Annotated in this window: 16 protein-coding genes; 7 read left to right on the top strand and 9 right to left on the bottom strand. The window is 44.7% G+C overall.

The features are described from left to right. Positions 1 to 22: 22 nt before the first annotated feature. On the bottom strand, positions 23 to 1261 hold the full coding sequence (gene ylbJ, locus AC58PV_RS22365; protein ID WP_497434658.1) for a sporulation integral membrane protein YlbJ: 1239 nt from the start codon (positions 1259 to 1261) through the stop codon (positions 23 to 25). Between the two features lie 334 nt (positions 1262 to 1595). Between ylbJ and AC58PV_RS22360 the strand changes: the two genes are divergently transcribed. Both AC58PV_RS22360 and AC58PV_RS22355 read left to right on the top strand, forming a co-directional pair. Beyond that, entirely contained in the window at positions 1596 to 1988 is a 393-nt protein-coding gene (locus AC58PV_RS22360; protein ID WP_497434656.1) for a globin domain-containing protein, read from the top strand. A 46-nt stretch (positions 1989 to 2034) separates the two neighbouring features. Further along, positions 2035 to 2736 (top strand): DUF2225 domain-containing protein, encoded by a 702-nt coding sequence (locus AC58PV_RS22355; protein WP_497434655.1) that lies wholly within the window; start codon positions 2035 to 2037, stop codon positions 2734 to 2736. Between the two features lie 62 nt (positions 2737 to 2798). On the opposite strand, the gene AC58PV_RS22350 is transcribed toward AC58PV_RS22355, so the two are convergent. The 3 genes from AC58PV_RS22350 to AC58PV_RS22340 are packed head-to-tail and all read right to left on the bottom strand — an operon-like array spanning position 2799 to position 4349. Further along, a complete protein-coding gene (locus AC58PV_RS22350) occupies positions 2799 to 3908 on the bottom strand; it encodes a diguanylate cyclase (protein WP_497434654.1) in 1110 nt (369 codons plus the stop codon). 27 nt (positions 3909 to 3935) lie between these two features. Continuing rightward, a complete protein-coding gene (locus AC58PV_RS22345) occupies positions 3936 to 4181 on the bottom strand; it encodes a hypothetical protein (protein WP_497434653.1) in 246 nt (81 codons plus the stop codon). A gap of 3 nt (positions 4182 to 4184) precedes the next feature. Next, complete coding sequence (locus tag AC58PV_RS22340; RefSeq protein WP_436234689.1) at positions 4185 to 4349, bottom strand: YycC family protein; 165 nt, start codon at positions 4347 to 4349, stop codon at positions 4185 to 4187. A gap of 145 nt (positions 4350 to 4494) precedes the next feature. Between AC58PV_RS22340 and AC58PV_RS22335 the strand changes: the two genes are divergently transcribed. Then, complete coding sequence (locus AC58PV_RS22335) at positions 4495 to 6312, top strand: M3 family oligoendopeptidase (RefSeq protein WP_497434652.1); 1818 nt, start codon at positions 4495 to 4497, stop codon at positions 6310 to 6312. A gap of 188 nt (positions 6313 to 6500) precedes the next feature. Here the strand turns inward: AC58PV_RS22335 and AC58PV_RS22330 are convergent, their stop codons facing one another. Next, entirely contained in the window at positions 6501 to 7760 is a 1260-nt protein-coding gene (locus AC58PV_RS22330; RefSeq protein WP_497434651.1) for a methyl-accepting chemotaxis protein, read from the bottom strand. 290 nt (positions 7761 to 8050) lie between these two features. Between AC58PV_RS22330 and AC58PV_RS22325 the strand changes: the two genes are divergently transcribed. Beyond that, complete coding sequence (locus AC58PV_RS22325) at positions 8051 to 8413, top strand: O-methyltransferase (RefSeq protein WP_497434649.1); 363 nt, start codon at positions 8051 to 8053, stop codon at positions 8411 to 8413. 39 nt (positions 8414 to 8452) lie between these two features. On the opposite strand, the gene AC58PV_RS22320 is transcribed toward AC58PV_RS22325, so the two are convergent. The 3 genes from AC58PV_RS22320 to AC58PV_RS22310 are packed head-to-tail and all read right to left on the bottom strand — an operon-like array spanning position 8453 to position 11384. Beyond that, positions 8453 to 9283: an ABC transporter ATP-binding protein gene (locus AC58PV_RS22320; protein ID WP_497434648.1), complete on the bottom strand. Its 831-nt coding sequence runs from the start codon at positions 9281 to 9283 to the stop codon at positions 8453 to 8455. Positions 9284 to 9315: 32 nt separating this feature from the next. Next, positions 9316 to 10365, bottom strand: a complete 1050-nt coding sequence (locus AC58PV_RS22315) for a FecCD family ABC transporter permease (protein ID WP_497434647.1) — start codon at positions 10363 to 10365, stop codon at positions 9316 to 9318. Then, positions 10362 to 11384, bottom strand: a complete 1023-nt coding sequence (locus AC58PV_RS22310) for a FecCD family ABC transporter permease (protein ID WP_497434646.1) — start codon at positions 11382 to 11384, stop codon at positions 10362 to 10364. The genes AC58PV_RS22315 and AC58PV_RS22310 overlap by 4 nt, the downstream gene beginning before the upstream one ends. Positions 11385 to 11569: 185 nt before the next feature. Between AC58PV_RS22310 and AC58PV_RS22305 the strand changes: the two genes are divergently transcribed. Beyond that, a complete protein-coding gene (locus AC58PV_RS22305) occupies positions 11570 to 12565 on the top strand; it encodes an ABC transporter substrate-binding protein (protein WP_497434645.1) in 996 nt (331 codons plus the stop codon). Between the two features lie 75 nt (positions 12566 to 12640). On the opposite strand, the gene AC58PV_RS22300 is transcribed toward AC58PV_RS22305, so the two are convergent. Further along, a complete protein-coding gene (locus tag AC58PV_RS22300) occupies positions 12641 to 12895 on the bottom strand; it encodes an alpha/beta-type small acid-soluble spore protein (protein WP_497434644.1) in 255 nt (84 codons plus the stop codon). 155 nt (positions 12896 to 13050) lie between these two features. Here AC58PV_RS22300 and AC58PV_RS22295 point away from each other — a divergent pair, with 155 nt between their 5' ends. Together AC58PV_RS22295 and rnhA are read left to right on the top strand one after the other, a co-directional pair. After that, positions 13051 to 13548, top strand: coding sequence for a hypothetical protein (locus AC58PV_RS22295; protein ID WP_497434642.1), 498 nt, complete (start codon positions 13051 to 13053; stop codon positions 13546 to 13548). A 1-nt stretch (position 13549) separates the two neighbouring features. After that, entirely contained in the window at positions 13550 to 14200 is a 651-nt protein-coding gene (gene rnhA / locus AC58PV_RS22290; protein WP_497434641.1) for a ribonuclease H, read from the top strand. The last annotated feature ends 16 nt before the right edge of the window (positions 14201 to 14216 follow it).

Here is a 14216-nt window from a genome sequence, read left to right as displayed (position 1 = left end):
AACATGATCGTAGTTACCCATATTATCTTGTTCCACCAACCTTTTCATACACCAGTCTAAGTAAGGAATATGCAAGAAAGAGACTCATGATGACAGCAAAAGCACCAACAAAGACCATCGCACTTATCGGGAAAATCAGTTTTAAATAGCTAAGTACCGGTGAGTTCGCTTCGTAGAGTGGCAAGAATACAGCCTGTTGACTTCGAAATTGCTGCATAGGCTCCCAAATCAAGAGAACAATAGCCCCAGAGAGAATGCCATGAAGGAGGCGGGCAAATAGGAAGGGGAGATAGCGCATATTCGTATGGCTTAACAAGCTAACAATTTGAGCGTGGACGGACATACCGGCCCAGGAGAGAATGAAGGCGCCTATTGCGACTTTACTGGAAAGGGCAAGCGAAGCAGGGGCACTCCCTGCAGCTTTTGCACCGAGCGTGACTTCGAATAACCCATTCATGACGGCTTGCGAGAGCTCGTGAGGTAACCCTGTAATGGATAAAAGGGAAGTAATCAATAGATAGAACACATTCATAACTTGGGCAGAGGTAAGTACTTCTAGAACGACAGAGAAGAAGACAACAAGTCCACCTACAACGAACATTAACCGGAGAGAGTGGAGAATCGATTCACTTAATAAAATACCTAAAGATCTTCCATCCTGTAATCTTGCGTTATGCATCGTCTGGAAGGCTTGTTTCCATATGGACCCCCTCTCTCTGACTGGTCCGGGAGTAGGTAAGGCTTTCCTGCCGTGAAATCGCATGATCAGGCCAATCATGAACGAGCCTCCATAGTGGGCAATGGCCAAAATAAAAGCTAGGGTGGCGTCGTGGAAAAATCCGATCGAAACAGCTCCGATCAGAAATATCGGGTCTGAACTCGTTGTGAAGGCGACGAGCCGTTCACCTTCTTCCCGATTGACCAGTTTTTGTTCCCAAAGCTGGGCTGTTAGCTTGGCCGCGACAGGATATCCGGCTGCAAAGCCCATGGCCATTACGAAACCGCCAATCCCAGGGATACGGAAGACGGGACGCATCATCGGATCAAGCAGTGTACCGAAGAAATGAACAATCCCGAAGCCAAGCATAATTTCGGAGATAACGAAGAAAGGGAAAAGGGCTGGGAAGAGTACATCCCACCAAATGGAAACGCCGCGCAAAGCGGCTTGAAACCCGTCATGCGGAAACAGGATTAGGCATACAAGGATGGCTATTGTAACCAATGACAGAAGTAAGGCTGGGGTGAAGTTTTGTTTCGGCATAAACGGTAGATACCTCCTCTTATTCAACTATATGAATAAGCTTGGACATACATACCGTCCCGAATTTCTTGGCATAGTAAGTAGATACACATGCACGGGCGAAGTAGGACCTTGTATCTGTTTATTTTAGGTTGCGGGACTGTTCAGTCCTTGTTTTTATGGTAAAATAGAACTAGTAAAACTTTAATCCTATACGTCGGGAGTGATTCAAATGACAGGTGTCATTGCCGGATTGGTTGTTTGTATGTTCGTGTTTGTCATTCGAGAAACGCTCATGCAATCAGGGGACGAGGATTTAGAGAACTATTGAATAGGAATTGCGAGGTTTTACCTAATGTCCGAGAGCAGAAATAGAACCATATATGAGTTAATGGGGGGTGCGGAAACGGTAAGTCGTTTGGTAGAGGCCTTCTATCCGAGAGTACAGCAAGATCCGTTACTTTCGCCGCTTTTCCCAGCTAACATAGACCCAGTCATAGAGAAACAGACATTGTTTTTGACTCAATTCTTCGGTGGCCCTACTTTGTATTCCGATCGCCATGGTCATCCGATGATGCGAGCTAGGCATATGCCTTTCCCGATTACGAGAGAGCGTGCGGATGCATGGTTGTCTTGTATGAAAGAAGCAATGACTGACATCGGCATGCCGGATGATTTACAGGCTTTTCTTATAGAACGGCTTAGAGGCTCTGCCTATCATTTCATCAACACACCTGAGGAAGACTAGTCCGATCTTCCTACTAAATGAATTAGGGAAAAAGGCGGGATTTCAAGTGGTCGAACCCTTATATGAGATATCAGTGACATGCACCTACTGTACCAATACATTTAAGTCGAAGAAGGTTCGGCCTAGCTTCAAGAAGGCAAGCAAAACAGATGCGGATTTCTGTGTCCATTATAAGGAAATTAATCCTGACTACTATGTTGTGCGAATCTGTCCTTTTTGTGGGTATGCACATACGGAGAACTTCTCGGATCGATGGACGGCTGAGGAACGAGCCATGTTCGATGAAAGAGTTGCCCAAAACTGGTCGTTACGCGATTATTGCAAGGAAAGAACGTGGGAAGATTCCATTCAGTGCTTTAAGCTAGCGCTTTTAAGCGCGCAAATTAAAAACGAAAAGTCACGCGTAGTTGCTGGTTTATTGCATCATTTGGCTTGGCATTACCGGGCCAAAGGGGACTGGCAGCAAGAAGAACGATTCCTTTCATTCGCCCTAGATGCGTATGTGCATGTGTTCGAAACCGAAGGTATGGATTTAAATAATGCGAAGCTTATGTATCTCATTGGTGAATTGAACCGGAGACTAAAACGTTTCTCAGATGCTGTTAAATGGTTTTCGCGGCTCATTAATGACCGTAAGATTATGGATGCCGGGATGATTAGGGCAAGTCGTGAACAATGGGTTACTACACGAGAAGATATGCTGGCTATGCGTCTAGAACTGCCTGAAGAGATGAAACAAGCTACATAATTGCGATAGAGGGCAATACAATAAATGAACGCTTAGCCATGAAACGGTTTTCGACCGGATGGTTAAGCGTTCATTTTTTGTGCGATCCCCTGTGGTTGTTTGAACAATGTGGGACGGTTTTTGCCAGTGTGCTTGGATTGGTAGAGAGCGTGATCGGCTTCCGAAATGAGTGTTTTAAGATCCATGTGCGGGGAGTCAGCCGTTGAGATCCCGATGGATATAGAGATGGGGGCTGCTTCCAGGCCGTTCTTTTTGTAGAGAAATAATTCCGCTATGGAGGTACACAACGTTTGACCGTAGCTAAGAACGCGATCAGGATCTGTTTCGGTACAGAGCAGGATGAATTCTTCCCCACCATACCTCGCAAGGTAATCTTGCTCATGAATTAATTGACGAAGCACTGAGCTAACTTCTTGAAGCAGCTGATCGCCGTCTAAATGACCGAATCGATCGTTGTATAGTTTGAAATTATCGAGATCAATCATCATGATAGATATGTTACGCTTATGTAAGGTACTCTGCGCGATGGGCATAAAGCTTCTTAAGTTAGGGAGCTTCGTTAACCCATCTTGATTTGCTTGCATTTCGAGCTTGCGTTGCAATCGCCAATTATTGTTCTCATCATTCACCATAATGATAATCATGAAGAGGGTGGCGGATGTAATCGCAAACATGAACAGTTGGTCAAGCGTATAAGACCAAGATAAACTGCGTTCGAGGAAACTGTGGGTTAGTATACGCATAATGAAAACGAATCCACAAATTTGAAGAGCAATTCGAATAGGGATGTCTAAGAAGCCATTTCGGTATTCTTTGTTATGGAAAAAGGAACTAATGAAGGCTGGAGCAATGAGGTCTTGTGCGATGATGAACCAAGTTTGACTTTCTTGAGAGATCAGGCTAGAACCAGCAGGCAGTAACGTCGAGAAGAGGGCTACGGGTAGTCCATATCGCAGTCCAGCCATGAAGATGGGTAACGAGCGCAGATCAATCAGGCCGAATGTCTCTGGAAGAGGAACCAGCATCATAATGATGCTGGCTAATCCCGTAAGCAACGAGGCGAATAGATGTTCGTGTGAATCAATTAACATCTTGCTATTCACTTTCAAGGCCAAATAATTTAAAGTCACTAATGTACATGCGCTTGTCAAAGGAACGAGGTACTCATTCATAAAGGTTCGTTTGCTCCTTGCAATGAACTACGAATTATGTTTATTTCGTATCGCGGTGTCCGCTAGTAAATAATCTCGATCTGTATCCACGAGTGTCAATTTGTTATGACAACAAGGGAAGACAAGCAGTTTCTTCTTACCCTCGTGTATGGACTGAAGTTCATGAATTCTGAGCGGCAGCAAGACATTGGAGCTTAGACAGAATGGACATTGGGCCACGTAAATGTCCTTCATGATAATGTCGTAAGGCCAAGTGTTGGCAAAAGGAATCAAGAGTTACTTCGATTCCGAATCGCTCGTGTCTGACGATGTGCTTTTCGCGAGCTCTGCTAATTTCTGAAGAAGAATATGTTGTGGCATATGCATGAGATGTTCTAAAGGTACTTTAAGCTGCTCCGCTAACTTAACAGCTGTTTCAGGAGAAATTTGTAACGGTTTCATTTGAGTAATCACCCATCCTGTTCCGATTTAGTCCGAAGGAACTATACATAATTGAATCATACTTTGTGAAGAGAAGCAATGAGGAAGATGCGGATAGTTGGCGAATGGCAGTGGGATATGATTTAATTAAAAGTGGAAAGGAAAGGTGATCGCATTGTTAACATTACCTCTCAATCAAACATGGAATCTTGAAACATTTTTCCCTGGAGGAAGTGATTCTCCTGCATTCGCTGCACACTTGAAGGAGCTTCAGGAGTCGATTGCCTCTTTTCAAGAGCAAGTACGTCGAACAGCTTCTCCGCAAACTGTAGAGGATACCTCTGCTTTGGCACAATTGATTGAATTGCTTCAGCATAATGTGATGCATATTCACGAGGCAGATTCATTCGTGGGGTGTTTACAAGCGGACAACCAGAAGGATAAGAAGGCACCTGTGTTAAGCGGGCAAGTCAAAAGCTTATATGCCGAGCATTTATCTTCCCTTACTCACTTTGATCAAATTCTGACAGGGGTTCCCGATCAGGTTTGGGCAGCAGTGTTACGACAAGAGCCGTTTCAAGCTATCGCTTTCTCGCTCGATGAACGCCGCGCATTGGCGAAGGAGAAACTTCCGCCAGAGCAAGAAGCTTTGATTAATGATTTGGCCGTTGACGGTTATCATGGGTGGAGCGATTTGTATAATTCGACCGTAGGTCAATTCAGTATGGCCGTTGAAGTTGACGGTAAGCAGGTAGAATTATCAGCAGGTCAAGCTTTCAATAAACTGCATACTGAGAATCGTGAAGAACGTTTAGACCTATTTGATAAATGGGAACAGGCATGGACGGCTAAAGAAGAATACTGTGCAGAAGCATTAAATCACTTGGCTGGCTTCCGTCTTCAGGTATACAAGGCAAGAGGCTGGAAAAGCATACATAAAGAACCACTAGCTATCAACCGCATGGAAGAAAAGACTCTGAACGTGATGTGGGACGTTATTGACCGCAACAAGGGACTTTTCGTGGAGTACCTTAATCGAAAAGCGAAGCTGCTTGGCGTCGATAAGCTGGCATGGGTAGATGTCGATGCACCGCTAGGGGATACGTCGAAGAAGATTTCCTATGACGAGGGTGCGAGTCTGATTATTGAGCAGTTCAAGCAGTTTAGTCCGAAGCTTGCTGCCTTCTCTGAGGAAGCTTTCGAGAAGCGCTGGATCGAAGCGGAGGATCGCCCTGGCAAGCGCCCTGGCGGCTTCTGTACCTCATTCCCGTTAGCAGGTGAGACACGGATATTCATGACGTACGGCGGGACGCTGAATAACGTCTCTACGCTCGCTCATGAGCTAGGACATGGTTACCACCAGCACGTGATGACGGATATGCCGGCGCTTGCGCAGGAGTACGCGATGAACGTGGCGGAAACGGCGTCTACGTTTGCTGAAATGATCGTTGCCGATGCAGTTGTGAAAAGTGCCTCGACGGATGACGAGCGCATTGTGTTGCTCGAGGATAAAATCCAAAGAGCGATCGCGTTCTTCATGAACATTCATGCGCGGTTTATTTTTGAGACGAACTTCTACGCGGAACGCAGTCAAGGCTTAGTTAGTGTGGAGCGCTTGAATGAGCTCATGGTCGATGCGCAAAAACTGGCATACAAGGATGCCTTGAGCAGCTATCATCCGCATTTCTGGGCGGCTAAGTTGCACTTCTATGCGACAGATGTGCCGTTCTACAATTTCCCTTATACGTTCGGGTACATGTTCAGTGCTGGCATCTATGCAAGAGCTGTGCAGGAAGGTGCATCCTTCGAAGACAAGTACATCTCTTTGCTTCGGGATACAGGAAGCATGAACGTAGAGGAACTCGCACAGAAGCATCTGGGTGTGGATCTCACGCAGCCGGATTTCTGGCAAAGCGCTGTCGACATGGCGGCACAAGATGTGAAGCAATTCATGGAGTTAACTGAAGCGAAGGTGCGCGTGTAATAAAAAGGTACTGAGTGAGTCGTAAGTGGGCGCCCGCGAGGGTGAGATAGTCGAAAAACTCGACTATCTCGGTGTAGAACGGCGCCTACAAGACATCCCGATTGAATAAAAGTAATTCAATTTTCACGTAAACAAGAAAAGGACAGTCAGGATCATCCTGACTGTCCTTTTCAGTTCCACATCAAAAATTATAGCTTAAAGATCTGAATCGTTTGTTGCAACTGGGTCACGACCCGCGTCATTTCTTCCGCTTGCGAGACGATGCCCTGTACCGTTGAAATTTGCTCATTCATGGATGCGGATACCTCTTGCGTACCAGCCGCGGACTCTTCTGTAATTGCAGATATATTCTCCATCGCTGCAGCGATTTGTCCGGAGCTTTGAAGCATGCTTTCACTTTCTTCGGCGAAGCGTGTAATTTCCTCAGAAATGAAGCCAACGCTGCCAACAATCTCAGCGAATACAATTTCGGTTTGATCGATGAGGACCGTTTGTTTCTTAACGACATCTTCATTGACCCCAATGCTGCGAATGGCATCTTGAATGCCTTGCTCAATACTCTTAACGAATCCGAAAACTTCGCGTGTGAGGGAAGTGGACTCTTCGGCAAGCTTACGAACTTCTTGCGCTACGACAGCGAAACCGCGGCCATGTTCACCAGCTCTAGCAGCCTCGATGGAAGCATTAAGCGACAATAAGTTGGTTTGTTCAGCAATCTCGGAAATGGAGCGCGTAACGTTCGTAATCCCTGCAGCTTGGCGAGCTAGCATGTCGATGGTTTCAGATACTTGTTTCGTTACCTCTACATTTCGCTTCATACCGACGCCTTGGCTCTCAACCGACGTGCGTCCTTTTTCAACAAGCGTCATCATTAGATCGGAACGGTTTTTCATTTCTTTAGCTGATCCCGCATAATTGACGATTTTCACTTCAATATCCTTGGAAGTGATGGATACGTCGGAAATTTCCTCGGAGATTTGCCCCGCACCAGCTGCAAGCTCATGGGCCGAAATACTCACCTGCTCAAGAACATTGCGAAAGTTTTCATTCTTCACATAGATATCACGGCTTGTTTGGAAAACTTGTTTGGAAATAGATCCCGTATCACGTAAAATATCGCGGAGCTTGTCAATCATTTTATTAAAGGATTGGCCCAGTTGACCGAGTGAATCGTCAGTCGTGATTTCCACCTTTTGCGAGAAGTCACCTTTGGAAATGTTAAGGGCAATCCGGGATATACCATCGATGGGTTCTGTGAGTTGACCTTCAAACCAGCGGATGAAGGGAAAGCTTCCAGCCACAATGATAACTAGGAAAATAATGCCAAGTAAGCGGTTCCAGTCTGAGGCGAAAGTTACAATTAACATGAAAAGCGAGTTTAAACCAATTAGTGCAAAACAACCAAGTTGTAGTTTCTTTCTGAACGATAAGGATGAGATTTGTTCCAATCAGACCGACTCCTCTGCAAAATTTGTTTACTTATGGAGAAAAATAATAGGTGTATTTGAAAATTATATCACCGAACATGGAAACATTCTACAGTTTTTCGACAACAATCGTTCGGTATTTACAAGAAATTTGGAAATTATATTAAGTGAATATAAAGAATATAGAGAATTATTCAAATATTGGAAATAAACTGTTGAATTATGTAAAATGACTAGGTATAATAGGTCTACAGTCACAAAAATTAACATAATTAGTAAATTAGCGTAATTTAAGGAGGAGTAATACAAAATTGGAACAGTTGACACTCGCGAGACAAATTGATGTGGTATTTCGTAAGATTAAAGATGAGCTTTCTCATGTGAATTCAGGCACGGTTTTTGTTCATATCCGCAACAATGACATTGGCAAATTTGGGATTAAACATTTGCCGTTTGAAAGCTCAGATGGTGTATTGTCAGCAGTTGATAACGCGGGGTTGACTGAATTACAATTTCAAACTTTTCGTCAAATGGCTATTGAATCCCTGAAGCGCAAGAAGAGCTGGACGCATGGAGAGATCATGTTCGACTTCGCGGTAAGAAAGAATATGATTTCAATAAGCATCATGTTTGAAAGCAATTACAATATGGCCTCTTACGCACGTACGATTTAGCACTCATACCCTTCATATTTCGTGGAAGAAGAACCCCGATCACGCTTGTGATTGGGGTTCTTTCCTTACTAATATACGACCTTTGCCATACGGGATGCACATCGGTGTCCCAAAGATAGGATCAGTTGTAACCTGGCAATCCATAGCGAACACTTCGCGTAACAAAGATGCATTGACGATATCCTCTGGCTTGCCTTCGGCATATACGGTGCCTTTTTGTATGCTTACAATGTGGTGCGCATAGCGGCAAGCTAGATTAATGTCATGCAAAACCATGACAATGGTGCGCTGTTCTCTCTCGTTTAATTCAAATAATAAGTCCAATACTTCAATTTGATGGGTAAGATCGAGATAGGTGGTCGGTTCATCGAGCAGTAGAGTAGGTGTATCTTGCGCTAAGGTCATGGCAATCCAAGCGCGCTGACGTTGCCCACCAGAAAGTGAATCCACGGTACGATCAGCAAATTCTTTCATATCGGTTAGCTCGAGTGCCTTCATCACTTTGTTCTCATCTTCCTCAGACCATTGCTGCAGCCAGCTTTGGTATGGGTAGCGTCCTTGTTTGACAAGCTGTCTGACAGTGAGACCTTCCGGAGCTGTTGGCCCTTGAGGTAAGATCGCCATTCGTCTTGCAACTTCTTTGGTGGAAAGCTTAGCGATCTCATTTCCGTCCAATAATATGCTCCCCGAAGTAGGCTTCATGAGTCGAGCAAGTGAGCGTAGCAGCGTGGATTTACCACAGCCATTACTGCCGATAAATACGGTTATTTTACCCTTCGGGATGGTCAGATTTAAACTTTGGAAAATGGTTGAATCGCCATATGTCAATTGAAGCGACTGGGCTTCGAGTGCTTGGTCTGAGGTTGTCATTAGCTTCTTCTCCTTTGTCGTGCAAATGCTGATTATACGCGATTTCTACTGCGGTATAGGACGTAGATGAAAATAGGTGCGCCAATGGCTGCTGTGAAAACGCCTGCTGGGATATCGTGTGGTTTGAATAGGGAACGACCACATAAATCCGCGACCAGCAACAGTAGAGAGCCAGTGAGTGCAGATACAGGAATTAAGGAGCCGAAGCTAGGACCGACGAGTTTACGTGAAATATGTGGAGCCATAAGCCCAATGAAGCTAATCGCACCGCCAAAGGCGACAGCAGCTCCGGCTAATGCAACACTAAGCATAATTAATAGAAACCGTTGGCGCTGTACATGGCTTCCTACACTTTGTGCAATATCTTCACCAAGTGATTGAATTGTAATGTGCCGTGAATAGAAGAAGATAACGGGAATTAATACTGCAACCCAAGGGAGCAGGGGATAAACCGCTTTGGCCCATGATACGCCATAGATGCTGCCAGTCATGAAAGTTAGAGACTGTTGAGCTAGTACAATTGGCCCAGTAAGCATCATGAGATATGATACTGCGCTCATTGCAGCAGTTAGTCCCGTTCCAATGAGGACAAGTCGCAGCGGTGTGATGCCATTTTTCCAAGAGAAGAGGTAAACCAGCAGGGTTGCAAGGAATGCCCCTAGGATAGCGGCGACTGGCAGCCAATGAATACTGAGTTTATCTGAGAAAAAGAAGAAGAACGATACAGCGCCTAGCGTTGCGCCTCCAGTTGTTCCAATCGTGTCTGGTGATGTAAGCGGGTTTCGTACAATCCCTTGTAGGATAGCACCAGAAACACCTAATGAGGCACCAATGAGGACAGCTACAATGACACGAGGCAAACGCAATGTGCGAACGATCATCATACTTGAGTCCGCTCCATAGCCGAATACAGCTTTTATGACATCCATAGGTTTGATTGTAATACTGCCGACACCTGTGCTTATGATCATCATGAGGATGAGGGCAAGGAATAGAGTTAACGTAATGATAATGGCTTTTTTGCTAATTAAAAAAGAGTAACGCTTACTTCGAATCATAATATCTCGCTTAGAAGTACTCATTTCAGGAGTCCCCCTTTGCGTGCGATGTAGATGAAGAATGGAACACCTAGGATTGCGGTCATGACACCAACATGAACTTCTTTCGGCATAATAATGAAGCGAGCGCCAATATCGGCGCTAACCAGCAGAATGCCGCCTAGCACAGCGCAATAAGGAATAACCCATCGGTAGTCAATCCCGACAAGAAATCGAACAATATGAGGAATCATCAAGCCGACGAATACAATCGGACCCGCAACAGCTACAGATCCACCAGCAAGAATAATAATGATAAGTGCTGTAATTAGTTTGATGTACACGGTCTGTTGTCCTAATCCTTTGGCAATATCATCACCCATGGCTAAGACATTAATGTGGGGGGATAGCAAGAGCGCTCCGATCCAAGCGAGCAGCATATATGGGTACACGGATTGCAGCATAGCCATTGTGCGCCCTTCGACAGAGCCTACAAGCCAGTAGAGTACTTGTTCGAAGGCTTTGCCATTACCTAGCAATATGCCCTGTGTGAGTGAAGCAAAAAAAGCCGTCATCGCAGCACCTGCCAGCGTGATTTTCATCGGTGTTAAGCCGTCGCGACCTAGCGACCCAAGCCCATAGACCAATGTAGCACTCACGGCAGCCCCTAGAAAAGCAATCCAAGTGAATTGCGTGAGGCTGGATACATTGAAAAAGCTGACAGCTACAACAATCGCAAATGCGGCACCAGAGTTGATTCCGAAAATACTGGGTGAAGCGAGTGGATTTCGAGTCATCGCTTGCATTAAGGCACCTGCGACGGCTAAGCTTCCGCCAACAAGAGCAGCAATCAAGGCTCTAGGTATTCGCACTGTTTGAATGATAATGGATTCATTCGTGGGTTTATCAGAAGGATCAAAGGAGGTGGTGATTTGATCCCAAGTATACGTTTTGATGCCGAATCGGACACTGCTGAGCATTAATGCGATGAGTACACATACTGCCGCTAGTAAACCGATACTTTTGTAAAAATGAGAGAGCCGTTCTGTCGTTGATGTACGCATGGTGATTGTCTGCTTCCTTCCTACTTTCTCGCTTCGTTTATTTTAAAGTTTACCGATGTTGAAGTCAACGATTATGAGAATCATTATCAAATATATTGACAAACCTGCTATTATTCTAGTAATATGTGCAAAGTAGTGAGAATCGTTATCATGTTTATAGTCAACTAAGGGGGAACACGAACAGTATGGTAAGTAAAAAACGTCGCACACTAGGAAGAGCTTGGGCTCTTATTGCATGTTTATTCGTATTGAGCATGGTTGTAGCCGCTTGTGGAGCGAAATCTGAGTCGACTACGACTGGATCCGCAGCACCACAAGAAACAGCGAAATCGGATGCACCTCGCACAATTAAGCACGCTATGGGAGAAACAGCAGTTCCTGCTAATCCTAAACGTGTTGTTATTTTAACAAATGAAGGAACAGAAGCTTTGCTTGCTCTAGGAATTAAGCCGGTTGGCGCTGTTGAATCCTTCTATGGTAATCCTTGGTATGATCATTTTAAAGCGGACATGCAAGGCGTGACCACGCTAGGTGTTGAAGGTCAACCGAACTTGGAAGTTATTGCATCATTGAAACCTGATTTAATTATTGGTAATAAGCTTCGTCAAGAGAAAGTATACGAGCAATTGAAAGCCATTGCGCCAACCGTTTTCTCCGAAACGCTGCGCGGCGAATGGAAAAATAATTTCAGCCTGTATGCAGACGCAATTAATAAGAAAGCAGAAGGCGATAAAGTCATCGCTGATTTCGATAAACGAATCAATGATTTCAAAGCCAAAGCAGGCGATAAGCTGAAGGAAAAAGTAGCAGTCGTCCGGTTTATGGGTGGTAAAACGAGATTTTACTTTGATGATATGTTCTCAGGTGTTGTCTTCAAACAGCTAGGCTTTGCTCGTTCGGATGCAAAAAGTAGCGAAAAATCGTTCGAAGATATTACGAAAGAACGTTTAACTGAGCTGGATGCCGCAGATCGCGTATTCTACTTTACGTATGAAATCGGCGATGGCAAAGGCAATAAACAAGAGCAAGAGTGGATGAATGATCCGCTTTGGAAAAACCTAAAAGTAGTAAAAGAAAATAAACTTGTCAAGGTAAATGATGCTACTTGGAATACGGGTGGCGGCGTTCGATCAGCTAACATTATGTTGGATGACTTGTACAAAATCTACGACATTAAATAGGTTGAAAAAAAGGGCTTTCTCCGAGTATCTACCCGGATGAGAGCCCTTTTGTTACCTAAGTATTTTGGAGCGAAATTATCTGCTGAATGTATTGCTTGAACCAGCAAGTTGTTGCTCAGCAATTTGAACGAGACGACGCGTGATGCTGCCCCCGATAGAACCTGTGTCATAAGACGTCATGTAACCATAGTAACCATCTTGAGGAATTTGGATGCCCAATTCTTGAGCAACTTCATACTTCAATTGGTCTAGGGCTGATGATGCTTGTGGAACTAGAAGGGAGTTACTGTTGCTATTGTTGTTACTGCTGCGAGATTGTCCTGTAGCCATCTGATATCACCTCCAGTAATAGGTAGTATGAACAATTTTGTAAATATTACTCACACTTTTTTTGGAAATTTAATCCTTTTTATAAAGCGTAAAAGCAGGAATGTTTCGACTTTGTTATAATGGAGAAATGGACGTCAGGAAAGCGGGGAGAATGCATGTTTGAACTAGCAATTAAGGGCTGGTCCTTAGATAAAGATTTGCAAATCATTCAAGCGGATGTTCATATGTCTGTGGAAGATAGTCTGATTATTGAAGAACCTTTATGCATTGATGTTGGTCTTCCTGCTTTGTTACACAGCGCACTGCATGACACAGCACCGAACCGTTTCGCCCCTGCCGATCAATGGGAGCGGATGCCGTTCTTTGTGTGCGGGTGCGGTGACCCTGAGTGCAGAGGCTTCTCCTTTGTTGTTAGGCATTTGCCTGGGGAGCAATTGGAGCTCTCTTCTGTTGAAGAGCGAACGAATGGTTCGTATCGTGAGCTAGAGACACATGTTATCCCAGTTCGCGAATATCGGGAACAACTTGTAGACATTGGGGAAACCTATTTGCGATTTGTTGCAGATTTGGATTACCGTCCGTATTTTCAGGATACCGTGAAGGTCGTCGAAGAGTTGGTTCAGCAATTACAACTTACATTACGGAGTGAATAATATGGCTGCATCGAAATTTTATGTGGTTTGGGTTGGGCACAAGCCAGGTGTGTATCGTTCATGGGCAGAATGCCAAGCGCAAACGAATGGCTACCCACAAGCCAAGTTCAAGTCTTATGAATCCGAAGGGGAAGCTCGACAAGCACTAGAGAAAGGGTGGCAGAAGTCACTTAATTTTGCGGCAAAAGGAACTGGCGGAGCGCAAGGGGCTGCTAAAAAGTCAGCGACTCCGGAGTCGGCACCTGAGGTAGATTATGACAGTATTTCAGTAGATGTAGGCTGTTCCGGAAATCCAGGAATTGTGGAGTACAAGGGCGTTGATACACGGACAGGTGAGATCATTTTTTACCAAGGACCGATATCGAAGGGAACGAATAATCTTGGCGAGTTCCTAGCCATCGTACATGGACTGGCTTACCTGCAAAAAAAAGGAAGTAAACAAACCATTTATACTGATTCGGTTACAGCACTAAGTTGGATTCGGAAGAAGGAAGTATCTACTAATTTGGTGCGAGATGCGTCTACGGCGGAAATATGGACCTTAGTGGATCGCGCCTTAAAATGGCTGCATACGAATACGTATACCAATAAGATCGTCAAGTGGGACACGAAAAAATGGGGCGAGATCAAGGCGGATTTTGGGAGGAAGTAAGTAAACACAATCCTCT

Source organism: Paenibacillus sp. J22FR83, from assembly GCF_059691955.1.
The sequence above is the reverse complement of the archived record's forward strand: the minus strand, read 5'-3'. Positions and strand labels throughout refer to the sequence as shown.

What these genes read in the sequence shown, in the direction of transcription:
- AC58PV_RS22340 (WP_436234689.1), bottom strand. Translation starts at nt 4,349, where the DNA reads ATGAAACCGTTACAAATTTCTCCTGAAACAGCTGTTAAGTTAGCGGAG.
- AC58PV_RS22320 (WP_497434648.1), bottom strand. Translation starts at nt 9,283, where the DNA reads ATGACAACCTCAGACCAAGCACTCGAAGCCCAGTCGCTTCAATTGACA.
- AC58PV_RS22360 (WP_497434656.1), top strand. Translation starts at nt 1,596, where the DNA reads ATGTCCGAGAGCAGAAATAGAACCATATATGAGTTAATGGGGGGTGCG.
- ylbJ (WP_497434658.1), bottom strand. Translation starts at nt 1,261, where the DNA reads ATGCCGAAACAAAACTTCACCCCAGCCTTACTTCTGTCATTGGTTACA.
- AC58PV_RS22310 (WP_497434646.1), bottom strand. Translation starts at nt 11,384, where the DNA reads ATGCGTACATCAACGACAGAACGGCTCTCTCATTTTTACAAAAGTATC.
- AC58PV_RS22295 (WP_497434642.1), top strand. Translation starts at nt 13,051, where the DNA reads ATGTTTGAACTAGCAATTAAGGGCTGGTCCTTAGATAAAGATTTGCAA.
- AC58PV_RS22315 (WP_497434647.1), bottom strand. Translation starts at nt 10,365, where the DNA reads ATGAGTACTTCTAAGCGAGATATTATGATTCGAAGTAAGCGTTACTCT.
- AC58PV_RS22350 (WP_497434654.1), bottom strand. Translation starts at nt 3,908, where the DNA reads ATGAATGAGTACCTCGTTCCTTTGACAAGCGCATGTACATTAGTGACT.
- AC58PV_RS22300 (WP_497434644.1), bottom strand. Translation starts at nt 12,895, where the DNA reads ATGGCTACAGGACAATCTCGCAGCAGTAACAACAATAGCAACAGTAAC.
- rnhA (WP_497434641.1), top strand. Translation starts at nt 13,550, where the DNA reads ATGGCTGCATCGAAATTTTATGTGGTTTGGGTTGGGCACAAGCCAGGT.
- AC58PV_RS22305 (WP_497434645.1), top strand. Translation starts at nt 11,570, where the DNA reads ATGGTAAGTAAAAAACGTCGCACACTAGGAAGAGCTTGGGCTCTTATT.